Origin of the sequence: Halorubrum ezzemoulense, from assembly GCF_004126515.1 — an archaeon.
GTDB classification, from domain to species: domain Archaea; phylum Halobacteriota; class Halobacteria; order Halobacteriales; family Haloferacaceae; genus Halorubrum; species Halorubrum ezzemoulense.
The window spans coordinates 1262995-1287009 of the sequence record NZ_CP034940.1 but is presented as its reverse complement, the minus strand read 5'-3'; the positions used below and the strand labels follow the sequence as shown (position 1 = coordinate 1287009).

Sequence of the window (24015 nt, the reverse complement as noted above, 5' to 3'; positions counted from 1 at the left end):
GCGTCGGCTTCGGTTCTGCGGTCGAGTATGAACGCCGAGTTCGCGGCGACTCAGCGCCGAACGCCGGCGACCGTATAGCCGAACCCGCGATCGACGATCCGCGGGTCGAGGCCGGCGTCGTCCATCGCGGCCGCGAGGTCGTCCGGCGCGCGGAACCGCGACTCCATCCCGATCGCGCGTTCGCCGACGGCGAGGAGCCGTCCGAGCGGGTGGTCCGGATCGAACTCCCGGACGACGAGCGCGCCGCCGGGCACGAGCGCGCGGGCTGTCTCCGCGAGCGCGGCGTCCTGATCGGGCAGGTGGTGGAACGCGTCGACGACCGTGACCGCGTCGACGCTGGCGTCCCGGAACGGGAGTCGCCCCGCGTCGCCGGCGAGGCCAGAGAGTCCGCGGACGCGCCGCGCCCGTGAGAGCATCTCGACGGAGGCGTCGACGACCGTGATGTCGGGACCGGTCAGCGCAGCCGCCGCCCGTCCGGACCCGCCGCCGACGTCGAGGAGGCGCTCGATCGGACACTCGGCGTGGGCGAGCCCCGCGGCGAGCGCCTCGCCGTCCGCCGGCGGCATCGCGAGGTCGTACAGCGGCGCTACCCGGTCGAAGAAGCCCACGTCGCCGAGTCCGTACATGAGCGGAATGAGCCCGGCGACGGATAAAGAGCCACCGACCGTGTTTAACCGCTCGACGCCGTACGACGACCTATGGAGTACGCGCTCGTCTGTCCCCCGGACGAGGGGACCACCCTGCGGCTCGATTACCGGGCCTTCGCGTACGCCGGGAAGTTCGTCGTCGGCGGGCCGGGGAAGTCGGTGATCCGGACGCCGGACGGGAGCCCGGCCGCGCCGGAGTGGGAGCCCGACGAACCGCTGCCGGAAACGGTCAACCCCGACGCGTTCGACGAGGACGTGATCGCCGCCGTCTCATTCTCCGCGGACCGCACCGACCCCTCCTGCTGTCGACTCCGCTACGTCACCGTCCACGCCGCGCGGCGCGGCGAGGGGGTCGGCCCGCGGCTCATCGGTGAGACCGTCGCCGACCTGTCCGCCGCCGGCTTCGAGCGCGTGAAGATCGCCGTGAACAACCCGTTCGCGTACGAGGCGTGCCACAAGTGCGGCTTCGCGTACACGGGGGAGCAGACGGGTATCGCCGAGTTGGAGCTGGCGCGACCGGCGGCGGCGCCCGCGGACGCAGAGCCAGAGCGGTACCGCGAGGGGCTGGAAGCGTTTCGCGAGACTGACGGGGAACTGAGTCGAGCGGAGCGCCGATTCGTCGCCGAGCGGCTGAAGCGCGGGCCTCCGGAACTCGACCGGAGCCCGCGTGACGGCGGCTAGTTGAGCGCCCAGATCGCGTAATTGAGCGCGGTCGCGAAGCAGACCCACGCGAGGTAGGGGAGGAGAAGCGCCGCCGCGCGCCGGTCGACGCGGTCGAACGCCCAGACCGTCGCGACGACCAAGGGGAGGAGGACGGCGAGGACGACGAGCCCGAGGTCGGGGCGTTCGAGCCCCCAGAAGACCGGCGACCACGTGACGTTCAGGACGAGCTGGATCCCGAACAGCGCGAGCGCCGTTCGTACGCGCCCCGCCGACGCCGCACCGTCGCGTCCGGCGAGAGAGACGAGGGCGGCCGCGGCGCCGCACAGCGCGTACAGGATCGGCCAGACGACGCCGAACGCCCAGCCGGGCGGGTAGAAGGCGGGCAGCTCCAGCGCCGCGAACCACGCGCTCTGTGTCGTGGTGAAGGGGACGCCGAGCGCGCCGATCAGGTTGACGGCGACCGCCGCGCCGGCGATGCGGAGGATGTCGCGTCGGTCCGGAAGCCGAGAGGTCGCGGTCGTCGCCATGGGCGTTCTCGACCCCGCTCGGGCTTAAATCCCGCTCAGATCGCGTCGTAGTCCTCCCGGAACGTCTCCAGCGTGGCCGCGAGCACGCCGATCACGATGGGGCCGACGAAGAGCCCGGTGAACCCGACCGAGTAGATGCCGCCGAACACGCCGAGGAGGATGACCGCGGGGTTGAGGTGCGCCTGCTGGTCGATGACGAGCGGTCGGGCGTAGTTGTCAACCATCGCGATCACCGCGACGCCGTAGACGGCGAGGAACACGCCCGCGGTCACCTGGTCGATGATCACGAGGTAGGCGGCCGCCGGCCCCCACACGAAGAAGGCCCCGATGAGGGGTAAAAGCGCCAGCACCGCCATCACGAACGTCCAGAACACCACGTTGGGGATGCCGGCGGCCCACAAGCCGAGCCCGGCGACCAGTGCTTGGAGCAGCGCGACCGAGATGTGGCCGATGACGACCCCCCGAGTCATCACGTTGACGCGGTCGACGAGGTCGGCTGTGACCTCCGCCGGCAGCGGGCTCGTCTCTCGGATCCACCCGACGAACGCCGGACCGTCGATAAGGGTGTAGTACACCAGAAAGAGCGCGAGCGACAGGCCGACCGACGCTCGGATCGCCGTGTTCAAAACACCGCTAAACCCGCCGAACAGCGTCTGGACGAGTAGTTCGCCGCCGGTCTGGAGGAGATCGCCGATCTCGGGATCCTGTCCCGTGAGCGTCGCGATTTCGGCTTCGATCGCGGCCACGTTTATCGACGTCTCGCCCGCCGCGATCGCGGTGAGGTCGCGGACGAACACCAACGTGATGTACGCAAGCGGCAAGATCACGGCGACGATGGCGGAGAGGATGAGCGTCAACGCCGACAGCATCTCGCCGAACCGCGTCGAGACGCGACGGCGGAGCCGGCGCGTGAGCCGCCGGTGGAAGGGGTAGAGGATGAACGCGAGGATCGCCGACGCGATCACGTACTCGACGAACGGGAGGATGACGAAGAGCGTGAGGAGCGAGACCGCTCCCATGAGCAGGAGGAGGAACGATTGCCCGCGGTTCATACGCCACGGTGTCCCCCGCGGATTATAAACGTGCCCGGCAGGCGGACGCGGTCGGCGGGTCTGCCGGCGAACGCGAGAGCGAAGGCGGATCTACCGACCGACCGTGACGGCGATCAGGCGCTCGCTTCGTCTTCGTCGAGGCCGGGCGCGGTCGCCGGGTCTACCTCCTCTGGCTCCTCTGCGCCGCCGCCCACTACCGTCTCGCCGTCGTCGGTCTCGACGTACACGTCGTCGGCGAAGCCGGCTAGCGCGTTCTCGTACTCCGGCTCGTCGAGCTTCCCCGGCGTCTCGGGGGCCTCGGCGAGACCCTCGGGCGGGCGGAACTCGCCCAGCGGGTCGTCGATGGTGATCCCGAAGTCGGTGAAGAAGGACTCGTACCGGCGGTAGTGCGCCTCGAGCTCGTCGCCCGGGATCTCCATCATCTCCGTCCAGCCGTGGTTGAAGAAGTCGAAGTTCGCCTGAACGTGGGTGATCTCGCGGGCCTCGGCCTCCGGGAACCCGGCCTCCAAAGCGGCGACGTAGGTGTCCATCGTCGCGTCGAAGAAGCTGTCGAGGTGATCGCGGCGCTCCTCGCGCCGGTCCTCGTCCGCCTTGTTGAGGAAGATGCTCGTGTGGAGGTCGACGAGCTTGTCGTTGGCGACGTCGCCGACGACCGGCGTGGTCAGCGCCTTCTTGGCGGCCCAGTGACGGATGTTCTGCCGGATTTTCATATCCGCGATTGGGCCGGGACGCTCTTGAATGTGTGGCGTCTCATCGGGTCGAAGCGCGACCCGGCAACCGTTTCAGCTCTCGCCGAGCGCGTACACGTCACCCGCATGGGTCGCCGCGAGGACGACGCCGTCGACGACGGTCGGGGCGGCGCGGACGCCCTGGAGGAGGACGTCGGTGTAAGAGCGCTCGCGACTCCGGAAGGACCACCGCTCTGTCCCGTCTTCGACCGCGATCGCGCGGACGGTCCGACCGTCGCCGAGGTACGCGACCCCGTCCGCGACCATCGGCGCGGTCGCGCCGGCGATCTCTTCGTCGCTCCACAGGCGCTCGCCGCCGTCGCCGACGGCGACGAGGCCGAGTTCGGTCGGAACAACCGCTCTGTCGGCCGTGACGGCGACCGATCGCCGGACGGGCCCCGGGAGGTCGTCAGTCCATTCAACGCTTCCGTCGCCGAGGTCGAGCGCGTACAGGGTCCCGGCCCGCGTTCCGATCAGGACGCGGCCGTCGGCGACGGTCGGCGTCGCGGTCGCGTCGCCGTCGACGTCGGTCGTCCACAGTTCCGCTCCCGAGGCGGCGTCGTAGGCGACGACACGAGGACCGCCCGCGCCGTAGACGACAGTTCCGTCGGCGACGGCGGGCGCGGAAGCGTACTCAGCGAGGTCGTTGCGCCACCGTTCGGTCCCGTCGCGGTCGAACGCCGCGACGGTCTGCGTCTCGTAGCCGCCTCCCACGAACACGCCGTCGGTGGTCACGGTCGGCGCCGTCGTGATCTCCGCGTCGGTCAGCCGCCGCCACCGCACCTCACCGCTCTCGGCGTCGACGGCCGCCAGTCCGCGGTCTGTCTCGCCTCCGCCGTTCCACACCGTCACGTATGCGATGCCGTCGCGAACCGCCGGCGTCGACGACCCGTCGTGACCGACCTCCGTCGACCACTGTACCTCGCCGGTCGCGAGACCGAGACGAAACAAGGTCCCCGAGAACGAGACGTACACCCGATCGCCCACGACGACCGGCTGTGAGTGGTCGTACCGGTACGGCGTCCGGCGCCAGAACACGTCGACATCGTCTTTCGGTCCCGCCTCCTCGCGGTGTCCTCCGTGCGCCGGTCCCCACTGGAACTGCGAGCGTGCGCTGTCCTCGGCGCCGTTCGTCTCGACCTCCCGGTTCAGTTCGGGGTCCGGGCGGTCGCTGTCCGATCGCTCGTCGTCGCCGCCGCGCACGTTGTCGAGACAGCCACCAACTCCGACGAACCCACCGACCGCCAAGGTGGAGAGGGCAGTTCGTCTGTTCACGCCGCAACGTCCCCGAGAGGATTATAAGTGCCTTCTGTCGCCGGCGGGGTCGAGGCTTCCGTGGTCGGAATTATTATTGTGTGTGGAGCGCAATACTAAGCCGATCATGGACGACGCTGACGACTGGGCGGCGCAGGTGGAGGCGCAGCGAGCGGCGAAGGTCGAGCAGTTCCGCGACTCGGCCCGGTCGCCGCTGCCGGTCTCGATGCGAGGCGACGCGTTCCCCGGACTAGCGTACTTCGATCCGGACCCGGCGTTCCGGTTCGTGGTCCCGCTCCACGAGCACGACGAGAAGGAGACGGTGACCGTCGAGACGACCGCCGACGGTGAGCAGACGTACAGCCGCTGGGGCGAGTTCCGCTTCGAGGTCGACGGCGAGCAGGCGACGCTTCAGGCGTACCGACCGGCCGACGGCGCGGACCGGTTCTGGGTGCCGTTCCGCGACGCGACCAGCGGCGAGGAGACGTACGGTGCCGGTCGCTACCTCGATCTGGAGCCCGACCGCGACCGCGTCGACGGCGAGTGGATCGTGGACTTCAACCTGGCGTACAACCCGACGTGCGCGTACAACCACGCCTACGAGTGCCCGCTCGTACCGACGGAGAACTGGCTCGACGTCGCGATCGAGGCCGGCGAGCGGGACTTCCCCGCGGAGCCGGCCGGCGCGGACCACTGACCGGGACGCGACTTTTTCCGCGGGCGTCCGCGATCGACCGCCCTCGCCCCGTCGCGAGAAGGCCCCGAGTACGGCGTTTCCGGCGGGCGTGCGTCTCGGCCGCACAGTGGCGGGCGCGGATGACAACCCACATTAACCGTGAATCCGAACGCCGGGATATGAGCGATTCGTACGTGATCGTCGGTGACGGTATCGCGGGCGCGTCCGCGGCCGAGACCCTCCGCGATGAAGTGCCCGACGCCGAGATCACGGTTCTCACGGACGAGGGAGAGTCCCTCTACAACCGGATCCTGATCAAGGAGTACGCGAAGGGGAAGCTCCCCGAGGCCCCGATCTCGATCCATCAGGAATCGTGGTACGACGACCACGACGTCGACCTCCGGCTCAACACGGTCGTCGTCGACATCGACATCGAGAACGACGCGGTCCACACCCACGAGGGCGAGACGTTCGAGTACGATTCCCTCCTGCTGGCCGTCGGCGGCACGCCCCAGCAGCTCCCGGTCGAGAACGCCGACGCGGAGGGGATCCACCACTTCTGGACCTTCCAGGACGCCCGCCGGATCAAAGAGAGCGTCGAGGGCGCCGAGCAGGCTGTCATCGTCGGCGCCGGACTGCTCGGCATCGACTTCGCGGCCATCTGCGGCGCGCAGGGCGTCGAGGCGAAGTACCTCATGCGCGGCGACAACTGGTGGCGCTACGCGCTCTCGGAGGAGGGCGCAGAGATCATGCACGAGGCGATGCGCGAGCGCGGCGTCGAGCCCGTCTTCGGCTCGGGCGTGGACCACTTCGAGGTCGACGACGACGGCCACGTCGAGGCCGCGGTCGACCCGAACGGCGAGCGCTACGAGTGCGACTTCGCGGGCGTCGCCATCGGGCTCGACTTCAACACCGAGCTCCTCCAAGACACGCCGCTGGAGCTCGACGACGGCATCGTCGTCGACGAGTTCATGCGAACCAACGTCGACAACGTGTTCGCCGCGGGCGACATCACGACGTTCAACGACCTCATCCTCGGCGAGCGCGCGAAGAACGGCTCGTGGGGGTCCGCGAAAGAGCAGGGGACGATCGCCGCCCGGAGCATGGTCGACTACGGCGCCGAGGAGTTCGAGTGGGTCTCCTCGTACTCGATCACGCACTTCGACTTCCCGTTCCTCTCGTTCGGCCACCCGACGCTCGGCGACGACTCCGTGGAGGCGACCACCGGCGAGAACGAGTGGCGCCGCGTCGCGCTGAAGGACGGGAAGGTCGTGGGCGGCGTGCTCATCGGCGACCTCTCGCCGCAGTCCGCCTTCAAGCAGCTGATGCGCGAGGGGCGCGACGTGAGCGGGCAGACCGACCTCCTCATGGAGCCCGGGTTCTCAGTCGACGACCTGGCGGCGACGACGGAGCAGTAGACCGCGGCGCCGCCGCGAGTTCCGGTACCTTTTGGGCCGCGAGCGCGTATTCCTCATACCGATGAGCTCCGGACGGTCCCCCGACAACGAGTTCTTCGCCGCCTTCGTCGCGGAGTGTTCGGACCCGGTGGTCTCACTCGACCGCGAGGGGACCGTCGTCTACGTCAACCCCGCGACCGAAGCGGCGTTCGGCTACGCGCCCGACGAGCTACTTGGACGCGACCTCGCCTCCGTCGTCGTGTCGGACGTGGGCGATGCGGGTAGCAGGTCGGTTCGCGACCGGCTCGCTCGGGCCGAGGGGCTCGACGAGAGCGGGAGCGTCTCGGTGCCGATCCGGCACGCCGACGGTCACACGGTGACGTTCTCCGCCCGCTTTCACGAACACGGCCCGGGTCGAGAGGGCCGCGACGGCGACGGAGACGACGACGGCAGCGGGGGCGGCGACGGCGAGCCGAGTCCGGACGACTGCGACGCGGTGTACACTGGGATCTTCCGCGACGGCGTCGAGGAGATCGGCGGGCAGCGGGCGGAGACGTTCCGCAACCTCGTCGAACACGCCGGGCACGCGATCTACGTCACCGACACCGACGGGACGATCGAGTACGTCAACCCGGCGTTCACGGACAACACCGGCTACGAGACCGCGGAGGCCCTAGGGGAGACGCCGGCGATACTCAACTCCGGCGAGATGTCCGACGAGTACTACGACGCGCTGTGGTCGACGCTCTTGGCCGGGGACGTGTGGGAAGAGGAGATCGTTGACCGGCGGCGCGACGGCACGCCGTACCACGCCCACCAGACCATCGCGCCGGTCGTCGACGACGACGGCGAGATCACGCGGTTCGTCGCCATTCAGACGGACATCACGGAACGGAAGGCCGCAACGGGGCGGTTGAAGCAGTACCGGGACATCGTCGAGCAGCTCGACGACCCTGTCCTCCTCCAGAACCGCGACGGCGAGTTCGAGCTGCTCAACGAGGCGGTGAGCGAGTTCGCCGGGATACCCCGCGAGGAGCTGTACGGCGGCGACGAGTTCGCGTTCATGGACCCGGAGGCGGCCGCCGAGGTCGACGCGCGGCGGCGGGAGGTGCTCGAAACCGAGGCGATGACCGAGTACGAGATATCGCCGACGTTCCCCGAGAGCGACCGGGCGGCGACGTTCAGCACGCAGCGGTACCCCTACTACGACGCCGACGGCGATCTGGCCGGCACGTTCGCCATCTGTCGGGACGTCACCGAGCGCAAGGAGCGCGAACGCGACTTGGAGCGGTACGAGCGCGCGATCAACGGCGCGACCGACCTCATCGCCGCGGTCGACCGCGAGGGTCGACTCCTGTTCGCGAACCCCCAGTACCGCGAGTATCACGACCTCGGCGACGGCGACGTGACGGACGTGACGCTCGCCGACATCGTCCCCGACGACGACTACCGGCGGGTCGAGCGTGAGGTGGAGAGCGCGCTCCGGGGGGAGTCGGTGGAGTACCGGACGACCCGGACGCACCCGACCCGCGGGACGCGGACGATGGACGTGCGGTACTACCCCCTCGACAGCCCCGAGAGCGAGGAGCCCGCCGGGGTCGTCGGCGTGCTTCGGGACGTGACCGACAGCGAGAACCGCGCGCGACAGCTCAGGGTCGTCGACAGAGTCCTCCAGCACAACCTCCGGAACGCGCTGACGGTCGTCCGGGGACGGGCGAAGCAGATCGCGGCGGGGGCCGTCGACCCCGCCGACGCGGCCGAGTACATCGTGTCGCGGGCCGACGACCTGCTGGAGACGAGCGAGAAGTCCCACCACATCACCGAGGTGCTGAGCGACGCGCCGGAGACCGAACCCGTCGACATCGGGCGCGTCGCCCGACAGGTGGCCGCGGAGCGGGACGAGGAGTTCCCGAACGCGACGGTCGGCGTCTCGGTGCCCGACGACGGGCACGCGACGGCGTCCGCGACGACGTGGATCTCGCGGGCGATCGACGAACTGGTCCGAAACGCGGTCGAACATCACGACCGCGACCGGCCGACCGTCGCGGTGTCGGTCGAGGCCCGGCCCGACGCGGTCGAGGTCCGCGTCGAGGACGACGGGCCGGGGTTGACCGGGATGGACCGAGACGTCCTCGTCGGAGGCACGGCGGTCGACGCGCTGTACCACGGCAGCGGCCTCGGGCTGTGGCTCGTCTACTGGGTCGTTCGGCAGTCGGGCGGCTCGGCCGCCGTCGCGAGCGCGGAGCCCCGCGGTACGGCGATCACGCTCACGCTCCCCCGAGCGGACGACTGAGCCGCCGACAATCGAACCGCTGCCAACGGCGGTGGAACGTCGCGCCCGCGACGCGGGGCGAACGGCGTCGGTCGAGTCAGCGACCGCCGCGAAACGTTTATGATTAACCATGTCATACGGTACCACATGTCACTTAGAGACACCGGACGGCGGCTACGGCTGCGTCGCACCGGTCGCGTTCCGGCCGACGCGCGGGTCCGGCACTACGACGAACTGGACGACGACGAACAGGAGATCGTGCGGGAGCTAGCCGACGAGCCGCAGACGGCGCCGGAGACCGGCGACCTCGACGACGGCGACGTGGTGAAGTTCACCGATTACTATCGGGTGCGAGCGCGGTGAGACCCCCGCGGCCGCCGAGAGGACCGCGACCGGTCGGTGAGCGGCGGAGGGGGTGGCTGCGCGGAAGCGAAGTTGTTTTCGCCGGGCGGGGGTAACCTGGCGCATGGACAGCGGCGGATCCACAGACATGACGCTGGCGTTCGAGCTGAAGGCGCTGAAAGCGCTCGCGGACCCCAACGCGGTGTTCAACAACGCCCGACAGTGGACGGAGTACGTCGGCGTCGTCAGCGAGAAGCCGACCTACGTCGTCACGAACTTCACGCGGAAACACCGCGTGCGACAGGACTTCTTCTCCGGGCCGCGCGGCGTCGAGGAGAGCTTAGAGAACATCAGCGGCCAGTTCGACACGGACCGCCACGTCTTCGTCGGGATCGACGACGAGGACGAGGCGGTCGCCGAGGCGACCGACTGGGAGTTCCTTCACGTCGAGGACGCTGCCGAGGCTGCGGAGTGGACGCTCGCGACCGAGGACGAGACCGACGAGGCGCCGGAAGAGCAGGCCCGAGACGACTGGCCCTGAGCGGCGACGGGTCTCCGAGCGGACTCCGGCCCTCCGGCGGTCGCCCGGAACGGCCATGCGCGGCTCGCCGACCGGGAGATGTTTTCACGCGGGCGCCGAACGTCGGTCCATGAGCGACCACGACGACCACGGCCACAGCCACGACGACCGAGAGGATCACGGTCACGGTCATGACCACGACCACGGCCGCGACCACCATCACCACCACGACGCCGAGTCGGTCGCGGTCGCGGTCGTCACCGTGTCCTCCTCGCGGTCAGCGGACGAGGACCCGGCGGGCGACTACGTCGCGGCCGCGTTCGAGGAGGCGGGCCACGAGGTGGCTGTCCGCGAGCTGATCCCCGACGACTACGACAGCGTCCAAGGCACCGTCGACCGCCTCGCCCGCCGGAAGGACACCGACGCGGTGGTGACCACCGGCGGGACGGGCGTCACGCCGGACGACGTCACGCCGGAGGCCGTGCGAGGGCTGTTCGCGAAGCGGCTCCCCGGGTTCGGCGAGCTGTTCCGCCGGCTCTCTCACGAGGCGGTCGGCACGCGGACGATCGGGTCGCGCGCGACCGCCGGGGTCGTCTCCGCCACGCCGGTGTTCTGTCTGCCGGGCTCGGAGAACGCGGTTCAGCTCGGCGTCGACGAGATCATACTCGCCGAGGTCGGCCACCTCGTCGGCCTCGCCGGGCGGGGCCTCGACGAGGAAGGTGACGAGAAAGACGCCGACGGGCAAGCCGACGGCGACGAAGATTCGCCGAGCGACGGGGCCTGACGCCCGGACCCTCAGACCGAAGTGAGGAAGTTCCGGACGAGGTCGTGGCCCGACCCGGTCAACACGCTCTCCGGGTGGAACTGGACCGCCTCGATCGGGTGTTCGCGGTGACGGATCCCCATCACGATCGACTCGCCGTCGTGGTCCGTGGTGGCCGTCACCGCGAACGCGTCGGTGACCTCGGTCGCCGCGAGCGAGTGGTAGCGGCCGCCCCGGAACCCCTGGTCGAGCCCGCGGAACACGCCCTCGCCGTCGTGGTCGACGGGGAACGCCTTGCCGTGAACCGGCTCCGGCGCGTGCCCGACGGTCCCGCCGTACTCGTACACGGCGGCCTCCAGACCGAGGCACACGCCCAGCGTCGGCACCGTCGGCGAGAGGTCGCGCAACACCGGCATCGTCACGCCCACGTCGCGGTCGTTCTTCGGGTGGCCCGGCCCGGGACTGATGATCACCGCGTCCGGATCCGCGGCCTCGACCTCGGCGAGCGACGCGGTGTTCTTGAACACCTCGACGCCGACCGGCTCGCCGTCGATCGTCTGGTCGGAGACGTACTCGACGAGGTTGTAGGTGAACGAGTCGAAGTTGTCGACGACGACGACCTTCATCGCTCCGCCTCCGAGCCGGTGGCGATCGGGTCGGCGTCGCCGGGCTCCCGGTCGGCGTTGCCGCCCTCGTCGGCTGCGTCCTCGCGGATCCGGTCGATCGCGGTCAACACGCCGTCCATTTTCTGTTCTGTCTCCTCGTACTCCGCGGCCGGGTCGGAGTCGGCGACGAGCCCCGCGCCCGCGCGGACGCCCACGACCGACTCGTCGCCCGACTCGTCGAGCGTCGCGGTCCGGATCACGATCGCGAAGTCGGCGTCGCCGGTCCACGAGTAGTAGCCGACGCCGCCGCCGTACGCCTCCCGCGGCGTCGTTTCGAGGTCGTCGATGATCTCCATCGCGCGCACCTTCGGCGCGCCGGTGAGCGTCCCCGCGGGGAACGTCGCGCGCGTCGCGTCGAAGGCGTCCGCGTCGGCCGCGAGCGTCCCGGTCACGGTCGACTCGATGTGTTGGACGTGACTGTACTTCAGCACGTTCATGAACTCCTCGACCCGGACGGAGCCGGGCTCCGAGACGCGCCGCACGTCGTTGCGCGCGAGGTCGACGAGCATCGTGTGCTCGGCGCGCTCCTTCCCGTCGGCGAGCATCTCGCCCGCGAGCCGGCGGTCCTCGACCGGGCTGGTCCCGCGCGGACAGGTCCCTGCGATCGGGTTCGAGACGACGCGGTCGCCCTGGACGGAGACGAGCGTCTCGGGGCTCGCGCCGACGACGCTCCGGTCGTCGTGGCGCAGCACGTACATGTACGGCGAGGGGTTCACGTCGCGCAGCGCCGCGTACAGGCCGAGCGAGTCCACCTCGCCGCGGAGCTCGCGGCTGCGCGAGATCACGCCCTGGTAGATGTCGCCGTCGAGGACGTGTCGCTTGGCCGTGCGGACGGCCTCCTCGTACTCCCCGCGCGGGTCCGCGGACTCCTCGCGGACGCGCACGCCGTCGGGGTCTGGCGGGGCTGCCTCTCGCAGTTCGGCGGCGACGCGCTCGGCCTCCGCGAGGAGGTCGTCGTACACCGCGGCCGGGTCGTCGTCGACGCCGATCACCGGGGTGAACACGAGTTCGGCGCCGCCCTCCCGCTCGTCGAAGACGACGGTCCGGGTCGTGAGGGCGAACTCCGCGTCCGGGAACTCGGTCTCGGGGCGGTCGACACCGACCTCCTCTAACCAGAGGTCGTAGACCGCCTCGTACGCGAGGAAGCCGACGAACCCGCCCGAGAGGATCTGGCGGTCGGTGTCGGGGAAGCCGCGCAGGGCCACGTCGGGGAACGCGGCGCGGACGCGGTCGACCGCGTCGCCTTCGTCCGGGCCGAGGCCGGGCACGGTCGTCGCGGCCCCCGCGTCGCCGTCGAGCCCGTCGCCGAGGAACTCGGCCGCCGGGCCGAGCTCGGTCACCTCCGTGCGATCCGGGTGGACGGAGACGACCGCCTCCGGGTCGTAGCCGACGAACGAGTAGCGGGCGTGCCGGTCCGCCTTCCCGCCGTTCGTGAACGCGCCGTCAGGGTCGCTGGAGGCGACCTTCTCGCCGGACTCCAGGAGGAACCCGTACGGCCCCTCGCCGACGAGGGTCGCGTACGCGCCGAGCGGGGTCACGTCGGCGTCGAGCGACGCGGACGCGCGGACGACGACCGGCTTCTCGGCATCGGCGGCCAGATCGACGAACTCGGCCTTCGAGCGGTCGAGCGAGGGGGCCGCGTCGCTCATGCCAGCTCCATCTCCCGGCCCGCGTTGGCGACGAAGCGGGCCACCGCGTTGTGGTCCTTCCGGCCACCCTCGATCTCGACGCCCGACGCCACGTCGACCGCGAACGGGTCGGCGACGCGGACCGCCTCGGCGACGGTGTCTGCCGTGAGCCCGCCAGCGAGCACGACGGGCGTGGTGAGTCGCTCGGCGAGCTCGCCGGTCGCGCGCCAGTCGTGCGTCTCGCCGGTGCCGCCCGCGCCCGAGTCGTCCGTGGAGTCGACGACGAAGGCGTCGACCGCGCCGTCGAACTCCTCGGCGCGGGCCGGGTCGTCGGCGTCGACCGTGAGCAGCACCTTGCGCTCCGTCTCCGCGCGGATGTAGCGGAGCTCGTCGACGGTCCACTCGCCGTGGAGCTGGATCGCGTCGGGCGCGGTCGTGCGGGCGAGCTCGACCGCGCGCTCGGCGGACTCGGGCATCGTCACGAGCGTCGCGGTGACGAACGCGGGCACGTCCGCGAGCAGCTCCGCCGCCTCGGCGGGGTCGACCTCGCGCGGCGAGTCGACCGGCACCTCCGTGATCACGCCCACCGCGTCGGCCCCCGCGTCGACCGCGGCGCGGAGGTCGGCCTCGCGCGTGATCCCGCAGATCTTCACCCGCGCCATCAGTCGTCGTCCTCCGCGGTCGTCGCGCCGTCCGCCGCTCCGCTCGTCCCCGCGTCAGCCGGGGGCGCCTCGTCGCCGTCGCAGAGGGCCGCGAACTTCTCGGCGGCCGCGCCGGAGTCGATCGCCTCCGCGGCGCGCTCGACGCCCGCGGCGAGGGTCTCGGCCTCGCCAGCGACGTAGACGGCTGCGCCCGCGTTCGCGAGGATCAGGTCGCGCTTCGGACCGGTGACCGAGCCGTCGACGATCCCGCGCAGGTCCGCGGCGTTCTCCGCGGGCGTCCCGCCGGCGACCGCCTCGATCGGGGCGCGGTCGAGCCCGAGGTCGGCGGGCTCGATCGTGAACTCCGTCACGTCCTCGCCGTCGACCTCGGCCGCGACCGTCTCGGAATGGATTCCGATCTCATCCATGCCCGCGCCGTGGACGACGAGCGCGCGCTCGACGGGCATGTGCGCCAGCGACCGCGCGATGACGGGGACGAGGTCGGGGTCGTACACGCCGAGCACCTGCGCGTCGGCGCCGGCGGGATTGGTGAGCGGGCCGAGGACGTTGAAGATCGTCCGCATCCCCAGTTCCTTGCGCGGACCGATGACGGCCTTCATCGCCGGGTGGAAGACGGGCGCGAGCATGAAGCCGATCCCGTCGTCCTCGATCGCCGCCTCGACGGCTGGCGGCTCCGCATCGACGTCGGCCCCCGCGACCTCCAGCACGTCCGCGCTGCCCGAGGAGGAGGAGACCGAGTAGTTGCCGTGCTTGGCGATCGGGACGCCCGCGCCAGCGGCGACGACGGCGGCGGTCGTCGACACGTTGATCGTGTCGTGGTCGTCGCCGCCGGTGCCGCAGGTGTCGACGAGCGGCTCGCGGTCGGGCTCGATCGTGCGCGCCGCGTCGCGCATCCCCTGCGCGAACCCGGCGATCTCGGCCTCGGTCTCGCCCTTCGCCCGGAGCGCGGCGAGCAGCGCCCCGATCTGGGCCTCCGTCGCCTCCTCGAAGACGAGCCGCGCGGCCTCGCGCGCCTCCTCTACGGTCAGATCCTCCCCGTCCGTCACGCGCTCGACCGTGTCGTTGAGATTCATTGTGTCCACCGATGTAGTATTCCGCGTTATGATGTACAAGTATGTACACTGTTTTAACGCTGTCGCCGAGACGTGAGACGGTAACACGCAGTCAACGGGGCCGAGAACGGCGAAAACGGGCCTTTGTCGTAGCAACGACGGCGGTCGGCGCCTACTCCGCGTCGAGGGCGGTCGACCCGTCGGCCTCGACGACGACGACGGGGACCTCGGCGTCGCCGACGACCGTGTCGGTCGTGGAGCCGAACACGAACCGGCCGACGGTACCCGTCGTCGGCGCGCCCACGACGACCAGGTCGTAGTACGCGGACTGCTCGACGACCGCGCCCGCCGCGGTCCGGTCCTCGACGAGCCACCGGTCGGCGCGGTCGAACCCGGTGAGCCGGTCCTCGGCCGCGTCGAGGAGTCGTTCCCCCGCCGCGGCGTAGTCGGCGTCGGCCGCGCCGGCGGGGGCGACGGTCCCGGAGGCGTCGTCGTCGGGTGCCGCGTCGGCGAGCGCCGCGTCGGAGGGCACGACGTGGAACAGTTCGAGCCACGCGTCCGTGGCGTCCGCGATCTCCCGGGCGACGTCGACGGTGGCTCCGGAGTGCGGCCCGGCCCCGACGGCGACGAGGACCGAAGAGACCCGGTCGGGTCGCTCCGCGCGGTCGGCACCGTTCAGCGATACGTCGGCGGCGGTCGGAACCGCCCCCGCGTCGTCGACGGCGGGGCGGATCACGGGGTCGCCCACCGCGGGCGAGCCCGCGCGACCGGCGTCGCCGGCCGCGGTCGAACCGTTCGACTCGCCGCCGGAGGCGCCGTTTCGGGTGCCACCCTCTCGGGCGTTTCCGCCGTCGGCGTCGCTCCCGTTCATATTCGAACGTCTGACGCTCGTCAGATAAATCCCGTTGATTCCGCGTCCGCGGCCGGCTCGGTACGGTGCGTCGGGGCCCCCGACCGGAGCGGGCGGCGCCGGATCGGATCGACCGGACCGGACGAGATGCGACGGCATCGGCCGGGCCTCGGAGCGCGCTACTCCCGGAAGAACTCGTCGCGCTCGAACGGCTCGTCTTCGCCCTCCACCGCGAGGACGTCGAGCGCGGTCACCTCGGCGCCGACGCCGAGCAGGCCCGCGAGGCTCGGCTCGGTCCGGCCCTCGTCGCCGGAGATCAGCTCCTTGATGTAGAGGCCCCCCTCGCCGCGGATCTCGACGGTCGCGTGACGCGCGTCGTCGAGATCGGCCGTCGCTTCGGACACGTCGCGCTCGCGCGTGATGCTCGCGCGGCGGTGGTCGACCCGGTTCGGCGTGTACTGCTCGACGGTCGCCCCCTCCAGCGTGGCGACCGCGTCCGCGAGGGCGTCGGCGTCCACGTCGGCGTCGAACGTCACCGCGGCGCGGTACCGCTTCGCGGCGTCGTGCTCCTTGACGCGCTCGACCATCTCGTAGGTCGCGAGGCGGAGCCCCTCCACCTCGACCGCGCCGTCGGCGAAGGCGTTGATGTCCGACTGGAGGCGGTCGGTGTCGACCCGGCGACGGCGCGGCTCCTCCACCTCGACCACGAACGGGCGGCCGGTGCCGAGCATGAGCGCGTCGACGTCCTCGCGGCCCGCGCCGTGGAACGTCGCCTCCGTCCCGTCCATCACGTCCTCGACGACCGGCGCGGTGTACTCCTCGACGCTGTCGTCGTACAGGTAGCCGGAGCCGCCGCAGTGGTCGCAGGGGTCGGCCCCTTGCCGCCCGGAGCCCTTACACTCGCGACAGGGCCACTCGGTCTGGGGGATGTCCCGCTCCAGTTTCCTGTAGCGGCCGTAGACGAACGTGGAGTTCACCTTCGCGTCGATCTCGTCTTCGGCCAAGTCGATCGTGAACTGGATGTCGGGGCGGTCGAAGGAGACCTCGACGCCCGTGAGCCGCCCGAACCGCTTGCCGACCTCGCGGTTGAACTCCGACTTGAACGGCTCGCCCGCGTCCTCGTCGAGGCCGGCGTCGGCGCGGAGCAGCGCCTCGTTCTCCTCGATCAGCGGTGGCGGGCGCGTGCCGACGTTGTAGGTGGCGAACTCGACGCCCTCGACCGCCTCGGCGGCGCGGTCGGCCCAGTCGTCGAACGCGGCGCAGCGACCCTCGCACACCCAGCAGTCCGCGGTGTCGACCGCTTCGTGGTCCTCGTCGTCGCGCAACGCCAGCGACACGCGGAGCGCCGAGCCCCGGTCGGCGTTCGACAACCCGAAGCTCCGGTCGGCGACGAGCCGGCCGAGGCAGGCGTCGCACACCGGCCCGGTCTCTGTCGCGCGGGCCGCGACGTCGAGTACGTCCATACGCTCACCAGCGCGCCGCGTGGTAATTGTCTTACTACTCGGCGGGGCGGGCGGCGTGCCGATCCGTCGCGGCGGGGCGCACAGTCGGATCGTTCAATGTCGCCCGGACGGAGGGATTCGTATGGGAACGCCACTCGATCCGCGTGAGGAGCAGGTCGCCGAGGTCCTCGACCGGCTGTACGAGGAGTACCCCGACTCGACAATCTCGCTCAACTACTCGAATCGGCTGGAGCTGCTCATCGCGGTGATCCTCTCCGCGCAGTGTACGGACGAGCGCGTGAACAAGGTGTGCGCAGACCTGTTCGAGACGTACGAGACGCCCGAGGAGTACGCGAACGCGCCCCAAGAGGAGATGGCCGAGGCGATCAACTCGATCACCTACTACAACAACAAGGCGAAGTACATCCGCTCCGCGTGCGCGGACATCGCGGAGGAGCACGACGGCGAAGTGCCGGACACGATGTCCGAGCTGACGGACCTCGCGGGCGTGGGTCGCAAGACCGCGAACGTCGTCCTCCAGCACGGCCACGACGTGGTCGAGGGGATCGTCGTCGACACCCACGTCCAGCGGCTCACGCGGCGGCTGGGGGTCACCGAGGAGGAACGGCCAGAGGCGATCGAACAGGACCTGCTGGACGTCGTCCCCGAGAGCGACTGGCAGCAGTTCACTCACCTCATGATCGACCACGGGCGCGCGACCTGTACCGCGATCAACCCCGACTGCGCCGACTGCGTGCTCGCCGACATCTGTCCCTCAGAGAAGGGGGACGCCGAGGTCGACCTCGCCAGCGGCGAGGCGTGGTGAGCCCGGAGAAGCGGTCCGATCCGATGAAGTTCGGGAATTGTATTTAAAGACCCGACAGATAGGGGGCCAGGTCAAATTCGTCTCGGCGAAGGGGAACCCGCTTTCCGGTTTATATACTCGTCCGGCGTATTCGCAAGTGAGGAGAGACACAATGTCCACGAAGACCACAAACGAGTTCGGCGGCGAGTTCGGCGGAATCACGTTACTGGGGAAAGCGCACTCGCTGTCGGCGCTGTTCATCGTCCTGCTGCGGGCGACCATCGGCGGGATGATCCTGTTCGCGGGCCTCGGAAAGGTCTCGGAGTGGCCGTTCGACGCCAGCGGCTACCTCGTCCACGCGCCCGACGCGGCGAGCCCGGTCAGCGGCCTGTACGCCGCGATGGGGTCGACGCCGTGGTTCGTCGAGTTCGCGAACGTGTTCGTTCCCGCGACGCAGCTGCTGATCGGCACGGCGCTGATCCTCGGCGCGTTCGTCCGCCTGGCCGCGCTGGGCGGGGCGATACAGATGACGCTGTTCTACCTCGGCGGGTGGAGCGGCGACTTCCTCGCCCTGTTCGACTCGACGCTGGTGTACGCGATGGTGTTCCTCACCGTGGCCGCGTTCGGCGCGGGCCGCGTCCTCGGCCTCGACGCCTACATCGAGCAGATTCAGGTCGGCGGGCAGGCGCTCGTCGAGAAGGTCCCGGCGCTCCGGTACGTCCTCGGCTGAACGGGACGCGGGACCGAGCGTCGCAGCCCCCGGCGCGCGAACGCGCGCCGCCGACTCGTTTTCGACGCGCGGAGTGCGGTTCGGCCGATTCGATCTTCCCACTCGATTCACCTGCCCGAGCGCTCGTCGGAGAGCGACGGCGCCGCGCCTTCCGCCTTCCAATCCTTATAAGAGCGAGCGACCGGTACGGAGCGGTAATGGAACTCGGTTCGCGGGACGCGTTCTCCCGGATGGGGACGCTCGGCATCGAGGAGGAGTTCTACATCGTCGATGCCGAGGGCCGCCCGACGTCCGGGACCGACGACCTCGTGTACGGTCGCGACCCGCCCGCGGCGGTGCCGGAGGGGTTCGACCACGAGCTGTTCGAGTGTACGATAGAGGCCCAGACCGAAACGATCGAGGAGGGTGACGACCCCGCCGAGGCGCTCGCGACGGTCCGCGAGGCGCTCGTCGACCACGCCGCCGCCGACGGCTACCGGATCGCGGCCGCGGGGCTCCACCCGACAGCGAAGTGGCGCGAGCTCGACCACGTCCAGAAGCCGCGGTATCAGGCACAGCTGGACCGCATCCAGTATCCCCAGCACCGCAACGTGACCGCGGGGCTCCACGTCCACGTCGGCGTCGACGACGCGGACAAGGCGGTCTGGGTCGCGAACCGGCTACGGTGGCACTGCCCGGTGCTGCTCGCGCTGTCGGCCAACTCCCCGTTCTGGAACGGGTTCGACACCGGGCTCGCCTCGGCCCGCGCCAAGGTGTTCGAGAACCTCCCGAACACCGGGATCCCCTCCGCCTTCGAGGACTTCGACGCCTTCCAGCGGTACGAGCGCCGGATGGTCGAGACGGAGTCCATCGCGGACCGCGGCGAGCTGTGGTTCGACGTGCGCCCCCACACCGGGCACGGGACCGTGGAGGTCCGTGCGCCCGATGTACAACGCGACCCGGCGATCACCCTCGCGCTCGCGGAGTACGTCCGTGCGCTGGTCGTCGACTACGCCGAGCGGTACGAGGACGGTGAGTCGCCCCGCTCCCTGCGCCGCGAACTCCTCGACGAGAACAAGTGGCGCGCGATCCGTCACGGCCACGACGCCGCGTTCGTCGACCGTGACGGCGAGGAAACGACCGCGCTCGGCGAGGTCGTCGACGCCGAGTGCGACCGGCTCGGGATTTCGGGGATCCGCGAGGTGTACGAGGCGGAGAGCGGCGCCGCGCGCCAGCGCCGGATCCACGAGGAGTCGGGCGTGGACGCGCTGTGTTCGGACCTCCTCGTGAGACCCTGACGACGCTCAGGACGATCGGCGTCGAAGCGTTTCGTCGGAACGAAAGCGACGAGAAACCCTTTTGCCCGCGTGGCCCCCTGTTTCGGATATGACCACGGACGACACAGCCGCCGAGCCGGTCGACGACCCGGAGGAGTCGCCGACGGACCGGACGCGGGAGGAGCTTCGGAAGACGAAAGAGCGGCTCAGCGAGGGCGCCGACCAGGCGGTGAAGGGGTTCGACGACAACGTCGTCGACCTGCTCGCGTGGCTGCTCGACACCGAGACTCGGGCGCGCATCTACGTCTACCTGCGCGATAACCCCCACAGCACGAGCGACGAGGTCGCGGACGGGACCGGCCTCTACCCCAGCACCGTCCGCGAGGCGCTCGCCGAACTCCACGACGAGGGGACCGTCGAGCGCGGCAAGCGGAAGGCGGAGGGGGCGGGCAACAACCCCTACGAGTACGAGGCCATCGCGCCGAGCGAGCTGGTCCGCGGCGTCGTCGGCGACGTTCAGGCGGAGCTGAACGCCGTCTTCAATCTCGACCGGCGGCTCGGCGGCGAGTCGCCCGACGGCGACACCGAACCCGTCCAGATATCCGTCGACGCCGAGGGCGACGGCGGGGACGAGGGCGGCGACGCCAGCGTGGGCGAAGCCGACGACGGCGCGGAGGGCGACGGAGCGGACGACGAGACGGAGAACTGAGCCGGTCGACGACTCGGCCCCGCCGCCCGACTTCACCGGGCCGGGACGCGGTTCGGGACGTTTTAAGTTTGACCCGCGCAACGGAGAGGCATGAACGTCGCGCTGGGAGGTACGTTCGACCCCGTTCACGACGGCCACCGCAAGCTGTTCGAGCGGGCGTTCGAGCTGGGTGACGTCACCGTCGGTCTCACCTCCGACGAGCTGGCGCCGGAGACCCGCCACGTCGACCGGTACGTCCGCCCGTTCGACCGGCGCGAGCGCGACCTCGAAGCGGAGTTGGCGCCGCTGGCCGAGTCGCACGGGCGCGACTACGAGGTCCGCGAGCTGACGGAGCCGACCGGCATCGCGGTCGAGCCGGAGTTCGACGCGCTAATCGTCTCCCCGGAGACGAAGGCGGGCGGCGAGCGGATCAACGAGATCCGTCGCGAGCGCGGGCGCGATCCCCTCGACTTGGTCGTCGTCGACCACGTCGCGGCCGAGGACGGCGAGCGCATCTCCTCGACGCGGATCGTCGCGGGCGAGATAGACGAACACGGCAACCTCACCCCGGACCGCGAAGGGCGGGGGGCGACGCGACCGGAATGACCGACGCGAACGCGACCGAGGGCGACGCGAGCGGGGCCGATGGTGCCACTTCCGGTCGCGCGGCGCTCCGGCGGATCGCGCTCGGCGAGACGGGCTTCGAGCGAGCGACGGTGTGGAGCGCGGTCGGGCTCGCGCTGTCGTACGTCGCCTTCGACGCGACGGCGGCGGTCGGCGTCGGCGCCCCGGCGACCACCGGCGTCCTCGCCGCGGTGGCGGCGGTCGGCGCGGTCGCGTTCGCCGCGACCGGAGGCGGCGCCCTCCCGACGGCCCTCCTCGCGTACGGGCCCTTCGCAGGGACCCTGCTGCGGGGGCTCGGACCGACGCCGTACGCGGTCCCGGGTGGCCTCGGCGGCCCGCCCCTCTCGGCGGTCACCGCGCCGCTCGCGCTCGCCGCCGCCGCTGCGGTCGCGGTCGGCTTCGCGGCGGCGGTGGTCGGGTTCCTCGTCGGTCGGATACGGGAGTGAGCGACTTCGTCCGGGCCGCACCGCCGTCGCCGCCGTTCAGTCCTCGATTTTTCCGTTCAACACCTTCGCGGCGACCAGTATCGGGTCCCACACCGGACTGAACGGCGGCGCGTACGCGAGGTCGAGGCGCTCTACCTCGGGAACGGTCATGTCCGCCTCGATCGCGGTCGCGAGCGTGTCGATCCGGATCGCCGCGCGGTCGGTGCCGACGACGCTCCCGCCGAGGAGTCGCCCCGTGTCGCGGTCGGCGACGAGCGTCACCTCGGTCTCGGCCGCACCGGGGTAGTAGCCGGAGCGCGACCCCGCGGTCACCGTCTCGCTGACCGGGTCGAACCCGGCCGCCTCGGCCGCCTCGGGGTCGAGGATCCCGACCCGGGCCCCCTCGGTGTCGAACGCCTTCACCGCCGCCGTGCCCGCGATGTCCCCGACCGGCGCGGGATCCCCCGCGACCGTCGCACCGATCGCGCGACCGGCGCGGTTCGCGGTGAGTCCGAGGGGCATCCAGTCGGGCTCGCCCGTCACCGCGTGGCGCGCGGTCGCGCAGTCGCCCGCCGCGTACACGTCCGGGAGGCTAGTCCGGCCGTGGTCGTCCACCCGGACCGCGCCGCCCGGTCCGAGGTCGACCCCGGTGCCGTCGAGCAGTTCGGTGTTCGGTCGAATCCCGACCCCGACGACGGCCATGTCGACCGGAACGCGGTCGCCGCCGACGTCGATCGCCTCGATCCGCTCGTCGCCGACGAGCGCCTCGACCGGGGCGTCGGTGCGAACGCTGACGCCCTCGGCCTCGAGCGCGGTTTCGACGCGGTTCCCGACCGCCTCGCCGAACGGCGAGAGGAGGTGCCCGGACCGGTGGAAGACGCGGACGTCGACCCCGCGCTCCGAGAGCGCCTCGGCGACCTCGACGCCGACGTACCCGCCGCCGACGACCGCGGCGGTCTCGGGGGCCGGCATCGCCGCGTTGCGCTCGACGCGGTCGCGGTCGACCGCGCTCACGTCGACGCGGTCCGAGTCGTAGTCGTCGGGGTCCGCGACGTACGCGTCGATGGCGGCCGCCGCGTCCATGTCGTGAAGCGTGAACGCGCCGTCGAGGCCGCGCACGTCGAAGGGGCCGGAGTCGGCGCGCGCGCCGGTGGCGACGAGGAGGTCGCCGTACGCCTGCTCGACTCGATCACCGTCGGCCGTCTCGACCGTGACGCGCTTCGCGTCGGGGTCGACGGCGACCACCTCCCGGCCGCGTCGGAGGTCGATCCCCCGCTCGTCGACCTCGCTCGGCGACAGCGACAGGAGGTCCGACATGCGGTCGACGTAGCGGGCGATGAAGTACGGCATCCCGCAGTAGGCGTACGAGATCCAGCGACCCTTCTCGAAGACGACGACCTCTCGGTCGGGCGCCTCGCGACGGAACTTGCTGGCCGCGCTCAATCCAGCCGCGTCGGCGCCGACGACCACGAACGGATCGGTCATGACGTGACATCAACGGGACAGGTGAAAAAGTCACGCCGCGGGTGCGGCCGGGGCACGCGACCGGGAGAGCGCGGCTCGATCGCGCGGCCGTCGTCGATCAGTTGTCGCCGAGCAGTAGTCTGTCAGTCGTCGTCGGCCAGCCGCGAGAGCGTCTCGCGGGCGTTCGCGACTGCCTTCTCCTTCTTCGCCGGGTACGCCTCGACCTTCGTGCGGACGGTGAGACCCGGGCCGAGGCGGACCTCGTCGCGGAACGCCGCCTGTTTGTCGAGGCGGAGGAACAGCGCGCAGTTGTCGTCGACCCGCTCGTCAAGCTCGTCGAGGACGCGGTCGAGGTCCTCCAGCTCTGCGAGCCGGTCTAACACGTGTCGCATCTCGTCGGCCCGCTCGACCCGCGCCGAGAGCACGACGATGCGGTCCCCGTGGTGCCCCACGTTCTCGACGCGGTCGAGTTCGACCTCGTCGGGGAGGAGGGAGTACAGCGCCTGCTCGACCCGTTTGACGTCTTCGGTGGCGTACGAGAACGCGCGGAGGTCGACGTAGTGGAAGGGGACTTTCGGCATGCGGGACGGGTGGGGGCGGCGTTACTCCTCGCTCTCGACGGCGTCGAGCGCGTCCTCGGGGACGCCCGTCTCCTGGCCGTCCTCGAAGCTGACCGTGTACGTCGCGTCGCCGAACATGGTCTCCATCACCTGCGTGATCGTGCCCGACTCGCCGTCGTACTCGCTGTGTTTGTCGTGGAGCACGACCTCGTCTTCCTTCTCGAAGCTCATGGCGTTTCGTTCCGCCGGGACGGTTAAAAGCGCGCGGATCCCGACCGAGAGGACGCGGACCGCGCGCGGGGGAACGGGCGGGACGGCGACCC

General features: G+C 70.8%; 27 protein-coding genes. 13 read left to right on the top strand and 14 right to left on the bottom strand.

What is annotated here, in order from left to right:
• Positions 1-50: 50 nt before the first annotated feature.
• On the bottom strand, positions 51-626 hold the full coding sequence (locus EO776_RS06455; RefSeq protein ID WP_049929783.1) for a class I SAM-dependent methyltransferase: 576 nt from the start codon (positions 624-626) through the stop codon (positions 51-53).
• Positions 627-698: 72 nt separating this feature from the next.
• On the opposite strand from EO776_RS06455, the gene EO776_RS06450 reads away from it, so the two are divergent.
• The gene (locus EO776_RS06450) at positions 699-1328 is read left to right on the top strand and encodes a GNAT family N-acetyltransferase (RefSeq protein WP_049929784.1); all 630 of its coding nucleotides are present in this window, start codon (positions 699-701) and stop codon (positions 1326-1328) included.
• On the opposite strand, the gene EO776_RS06445 is transcribed toward EO776_RS06450, so the two are convergent.
• From EO776_RS06445 to EO776_RS06430, 4 genes are all read right to left on the bottom strand, one after another.
• Entirely contained in the window at positions 1325-1837 is a 513-nt protein-coding gene (locus EO776_RS06445) for a TspO/MBR family protein (protein ID WP_094519521.1), read from the bottom strand. The genes EO776_RS06450 and EO776_RS06445 overlap by 4 nt on opposite strands.
• A 35-nt stretch (positions 1838-1872) precedes the next feature.
• The gene (locus EO776_RS06440; RefSeq protein WP_086216545.1) at positions 1873-2889 is read right to left on the bottom strand and encodes an AI-2E family transporter; all 1017 of its coding nucleotides are present in this window, start codon (positions 2887-2889) and stop codon (positions 1873-1875) included.
• A gap of 113 nt (positions 2890-3002) precedes the next feature.
• The gene (locus EO776_RS06435) at positions 3003-3599 is read right to left on the bottom strand and encodes a DUF6149 family protein (RefSeq protein ID WP_049929791.1); all 597 of its coding nucleotides are present in this window, start codon (positions 3597-3599) and stop codon (positions 3003-3005) included.
• A gap of 72 nt (positions 3600-3671) precedes the next feature.
• Positions 3672-4892: an outer membrane protein assembly factor BamB family protein gene (locus EO776_RS06430; protein WP_241897928.1), complete on the bottom strand. Its 1221-nt coding sequence runs from the start codon at positions 4890-4892 to the stop codon at positions 3672-3674.
• Positions 4893-4998: 106 nt separating this feature from the next.
• On the opposite strand from EO776_RS06430, the gene EO776_RS06425 reads away from it, so the two are divergent.
• The 6 genes from EO776_RS06425 to EO776_RS06400 all read left to right on the top strand — a co-directional run bounded on the left by EO776_RS06425 (position 4999) and on the right by EO776_RS06400 (position 10862).
• Positions 4999-5568 carry a DUF1684 domain-containing protein gene (locus EO776_RS06425; RefSeq protein ID WP_049929795.1) on the top strand — a complete coding sequence of 190 codons (570 nt, stop codon included), beginning with the start codon at positions 4999-5001 and terminating at the stop codon, positions 5566-5568.
• Positions 5569-5726: 158 nt separating this feature from the next.
• Complete coding sequence (locus tag EO776_RS06420; RefSeq protein ID WP_049929797.1) at positions 5727-6965, top strand: NAD(P)/FAD-dependent oxidoreductase; 1239 nt, start codon at positions 5727-5729, stop codon at positions 6963-6965.
• Positions 6966-7026: 61 nt separating this feature from the next.
• Positions 7027-9237 (top strand): PAS domain S-box protein, encoded by a 2211-nt coding sequence (locus EO776_RS06415; protein WP_100050435.1) that lies wholly within the window; start codon positions 7027-7029, stop codon positions 9235-9237.
• A gap of 126 nt (positions 9238-9363) precedes the next feature.
• Positions 9364-9579: a hypothetical protein gene (locus EO776_RS06410; protein ID WP_049929801.1), complete on the top strand. Its 216-nt coding sequence runs from the start codon at positions 9364-9366 to the stop codon at positions 9577-9579.
• A 103-nt stretch (positions 9580-9682) separates the two neighbouring features.
• Positions 9683-10099, top strand: coding sequence for a DUF7124 domain-containing protein (locus tag EO776_RS06405; protein ID WP_049929803.1), 417 nt, complete (start codon positions 9683-9685; stop codon positions 10097-10099).
• Between the two features lie 109 nt (positions 10100-10208).
• The gene (locus EO776_RS06400) at positions 10209-10862 is read left to right on the top strand and encodes a MogA/MoaB family molybdenum cofactor biosynthesis protein (protein WP_049929805.1); all 654 of its coding nucleotides are present in this window, start codon (positions 10209-10211) and stop codon (positions 10860-10862) included.
• An 11-nt stretch (positions 10863-10873) separates the two neighbouring features.
• On the opposite strand, the gene trpG is transcribed toward EO776_RS06400, so the two are convergent.
• The 6 genes from trpG to EO776_RS06370 all read right to left on the bottom strand — a co-directional run bounded on the left by trpG (position 10874) and on the right by EO776_RS06370 (position 17161).
• A complete protein-coding gene (trpG, locus tag EO776_RS06395; RefSeq protein ID WP_086219379.1) occupies positions 10874-11467 on the bottom strand; it encodes an anthranilate synthase component II in 594 nt (197 codons plus the stop codon).
• Entirely contained in the window at positions 11464-13155 is a 1692-nt protein-coding gene (gene trpE / locus EO776_RS06390) for an anthranilate synthase component I (protein ID WP_094519523.1), read from the bottom strand. The genes trpG and trpE overlap by 4 nt, the downstream gene beginning before the upstream one ends.
• Entirely contained in the window at positions 13152-13796 is a 645-nt protein-coding gene (locus EO776_RS06385; RefSeq protein WP_086219377.1) for a phosphoribosylanthranilate isomerase, read from the bottom strand. The genes trpE and EO776_RS06385 overlap by 4 nt, the downstream gene beginning before the upstream one ends.
• Complete coding sequence (gene trpD, locus EO776_RS06380; protein ID WP_094519524.1) at positions 13796-14869, bottom strand: anthranilate phosphoribosyltransferase; 1074 nt, start codon at positions 14867-14869, stop codon at positions 13796-13798. The genes EO776_RS06385 and trpD overlap by 1 nt, the downstream gene beginning before the upstream one ends.
• 151 nt (positions 14870-15020) lie before the next feature.
• Positions 15021-15719: a universal stress protein gene (locus EO776_RS06375; RefSeq protein ID WP_086215715.1), complete on the bottom strand. Its 699-nt coding sequence runs from the start codon at positions 15717-15719 to the stop codon at positions 15021-15023.
• Between the two features lie 158 nt (positions 15720-15877).
• Positions 15878-17161 (bottom strand): tRNA pseudouridine(54/55) synthase Pus10, encoded by a 1284-nt coding sequence (locus EO776_RS06370; RefSeq protein ID WP_094519525.1) that lies wholly within the window; start codon positions 17159-17161, stop codon positions 15878-15880.
• A 121-nt stretch (positions 17162-17282) separates the two neighbouring features.
• Between EO776_RS06370 and nth the strand changes: the two genes are divergently transcribed.
• The 6 genes from nth (at position 17283) to EO776_RS06340 (ending at position 21689) form a co-directional block, all read left to right on the top strand.
• Positions 17283-17966 (top strand): endonuclease III, encoded by a 684-nt coding sequence (gene nth, locus EO776_RS06365; RefSeq protein WP_049929815.1) that lies wholly within the window; start codon positions 17283-17285, stop codon positions 17964-17966.
• A 151-nt stretch (positions 17967-18117) separates the two neighbouring features.
• A complete protein-coding gene (locus EO776_RS06360) occupies positions 18118-18675 on the top strand; it encodes a DoxX family protein (protein WP_049929816.1) in 558 nt (185 codons plus the stop codon).
• A 197-nt stretch (positions 18676-18872) separates the two neighbouring features.
• A complete protein-coding gene (locus EO776_RS06355) occupies positions 18873-19952 on the top strand; it encodes a glutamate--cysteine ligase (protein ID WP_094519526.1) in 1080 nt (359 codons plus the stop codon).
• Positions 19953-20040: 88 nt separating this feature from the next.
• Positions 20041-20640, top strand: a complete 600-nt coding sequence (locus tag EO776_RS06350; protein ID WP_094494936.1) for a winged helix-turn-helix domain-containing protein — start codon at positions 20041-20043, stop codon at positions 20638-20640.
• 90 nt (positions 20641-20730) lie between these two features.
• On the top strand, positions 20731-21225 hold the full coding sequence (locus EO776_RS06345; protein ID WP_049929820.1) for a phosphopantetheine adenylyltransferase: 495 nt from the start codon (positions 20731-20733) through the stop codon (positions 21223-21225).
• Positions 21222-21689 carry a hypothetical protein gene (locus EO776_RS06340; RefSeq protein WP_094519527.1) on the top strand — a complete coding sequence of 156 codons (468 nt, stop codon included), beginning with the start codon at positions 21222-21224 and terminating at the stop codon, positions 21687-21689. The genes EO776_RS06345 and EO776_RS06340 overlap by 4 nt, the downstream gene beginning before the upstream one ends.
• A gap of 36 nt (positions 21690-21725) precedes the next feature.
• Here the strand turns inward: EO776_RS06340 and EO776_RS06335 are convergent, their stop codons facing one another.
• From EO776_RS06335 to EO776_RS06325, 3 genes are all read right to left on the bottom strand, one after another.
• The gene (locus EO776_RS06335) at positions 21726-23153 is read right to left on the bottom strand and encodes an FAD-dependent oxidoreductase (protein ID WP_049929822.1); all 1428 of its coding nucleotides are present in this window, start codon (positions 23151-23153) and stop codon (positions 21726-21728) included.
• A 122-nt stretch (positions 23154-23275) separates the two neighbouring features.
• A complete protein-coding gene (locus EO776_RS06330; RefSeq protein WP_086219220.1) occupies positions 23276-23713 on the bottom strand; it encodes an RNA-binding protein in 438 nt (145 codons plus the stop codon).
• Between the two features lie 21 nt (positions 23714-23734).
• A complete protein-coding gene (locus EO776_RS06325; RefSeq protein WP_006113388.1) occupies positions 23735-23923 on the bottom strand; it encodes a hypothetical protein in 189 nt (62 codons plus the stop codon).
• Positions 23924-24015 lie beyond the last annotated feature (92 nt).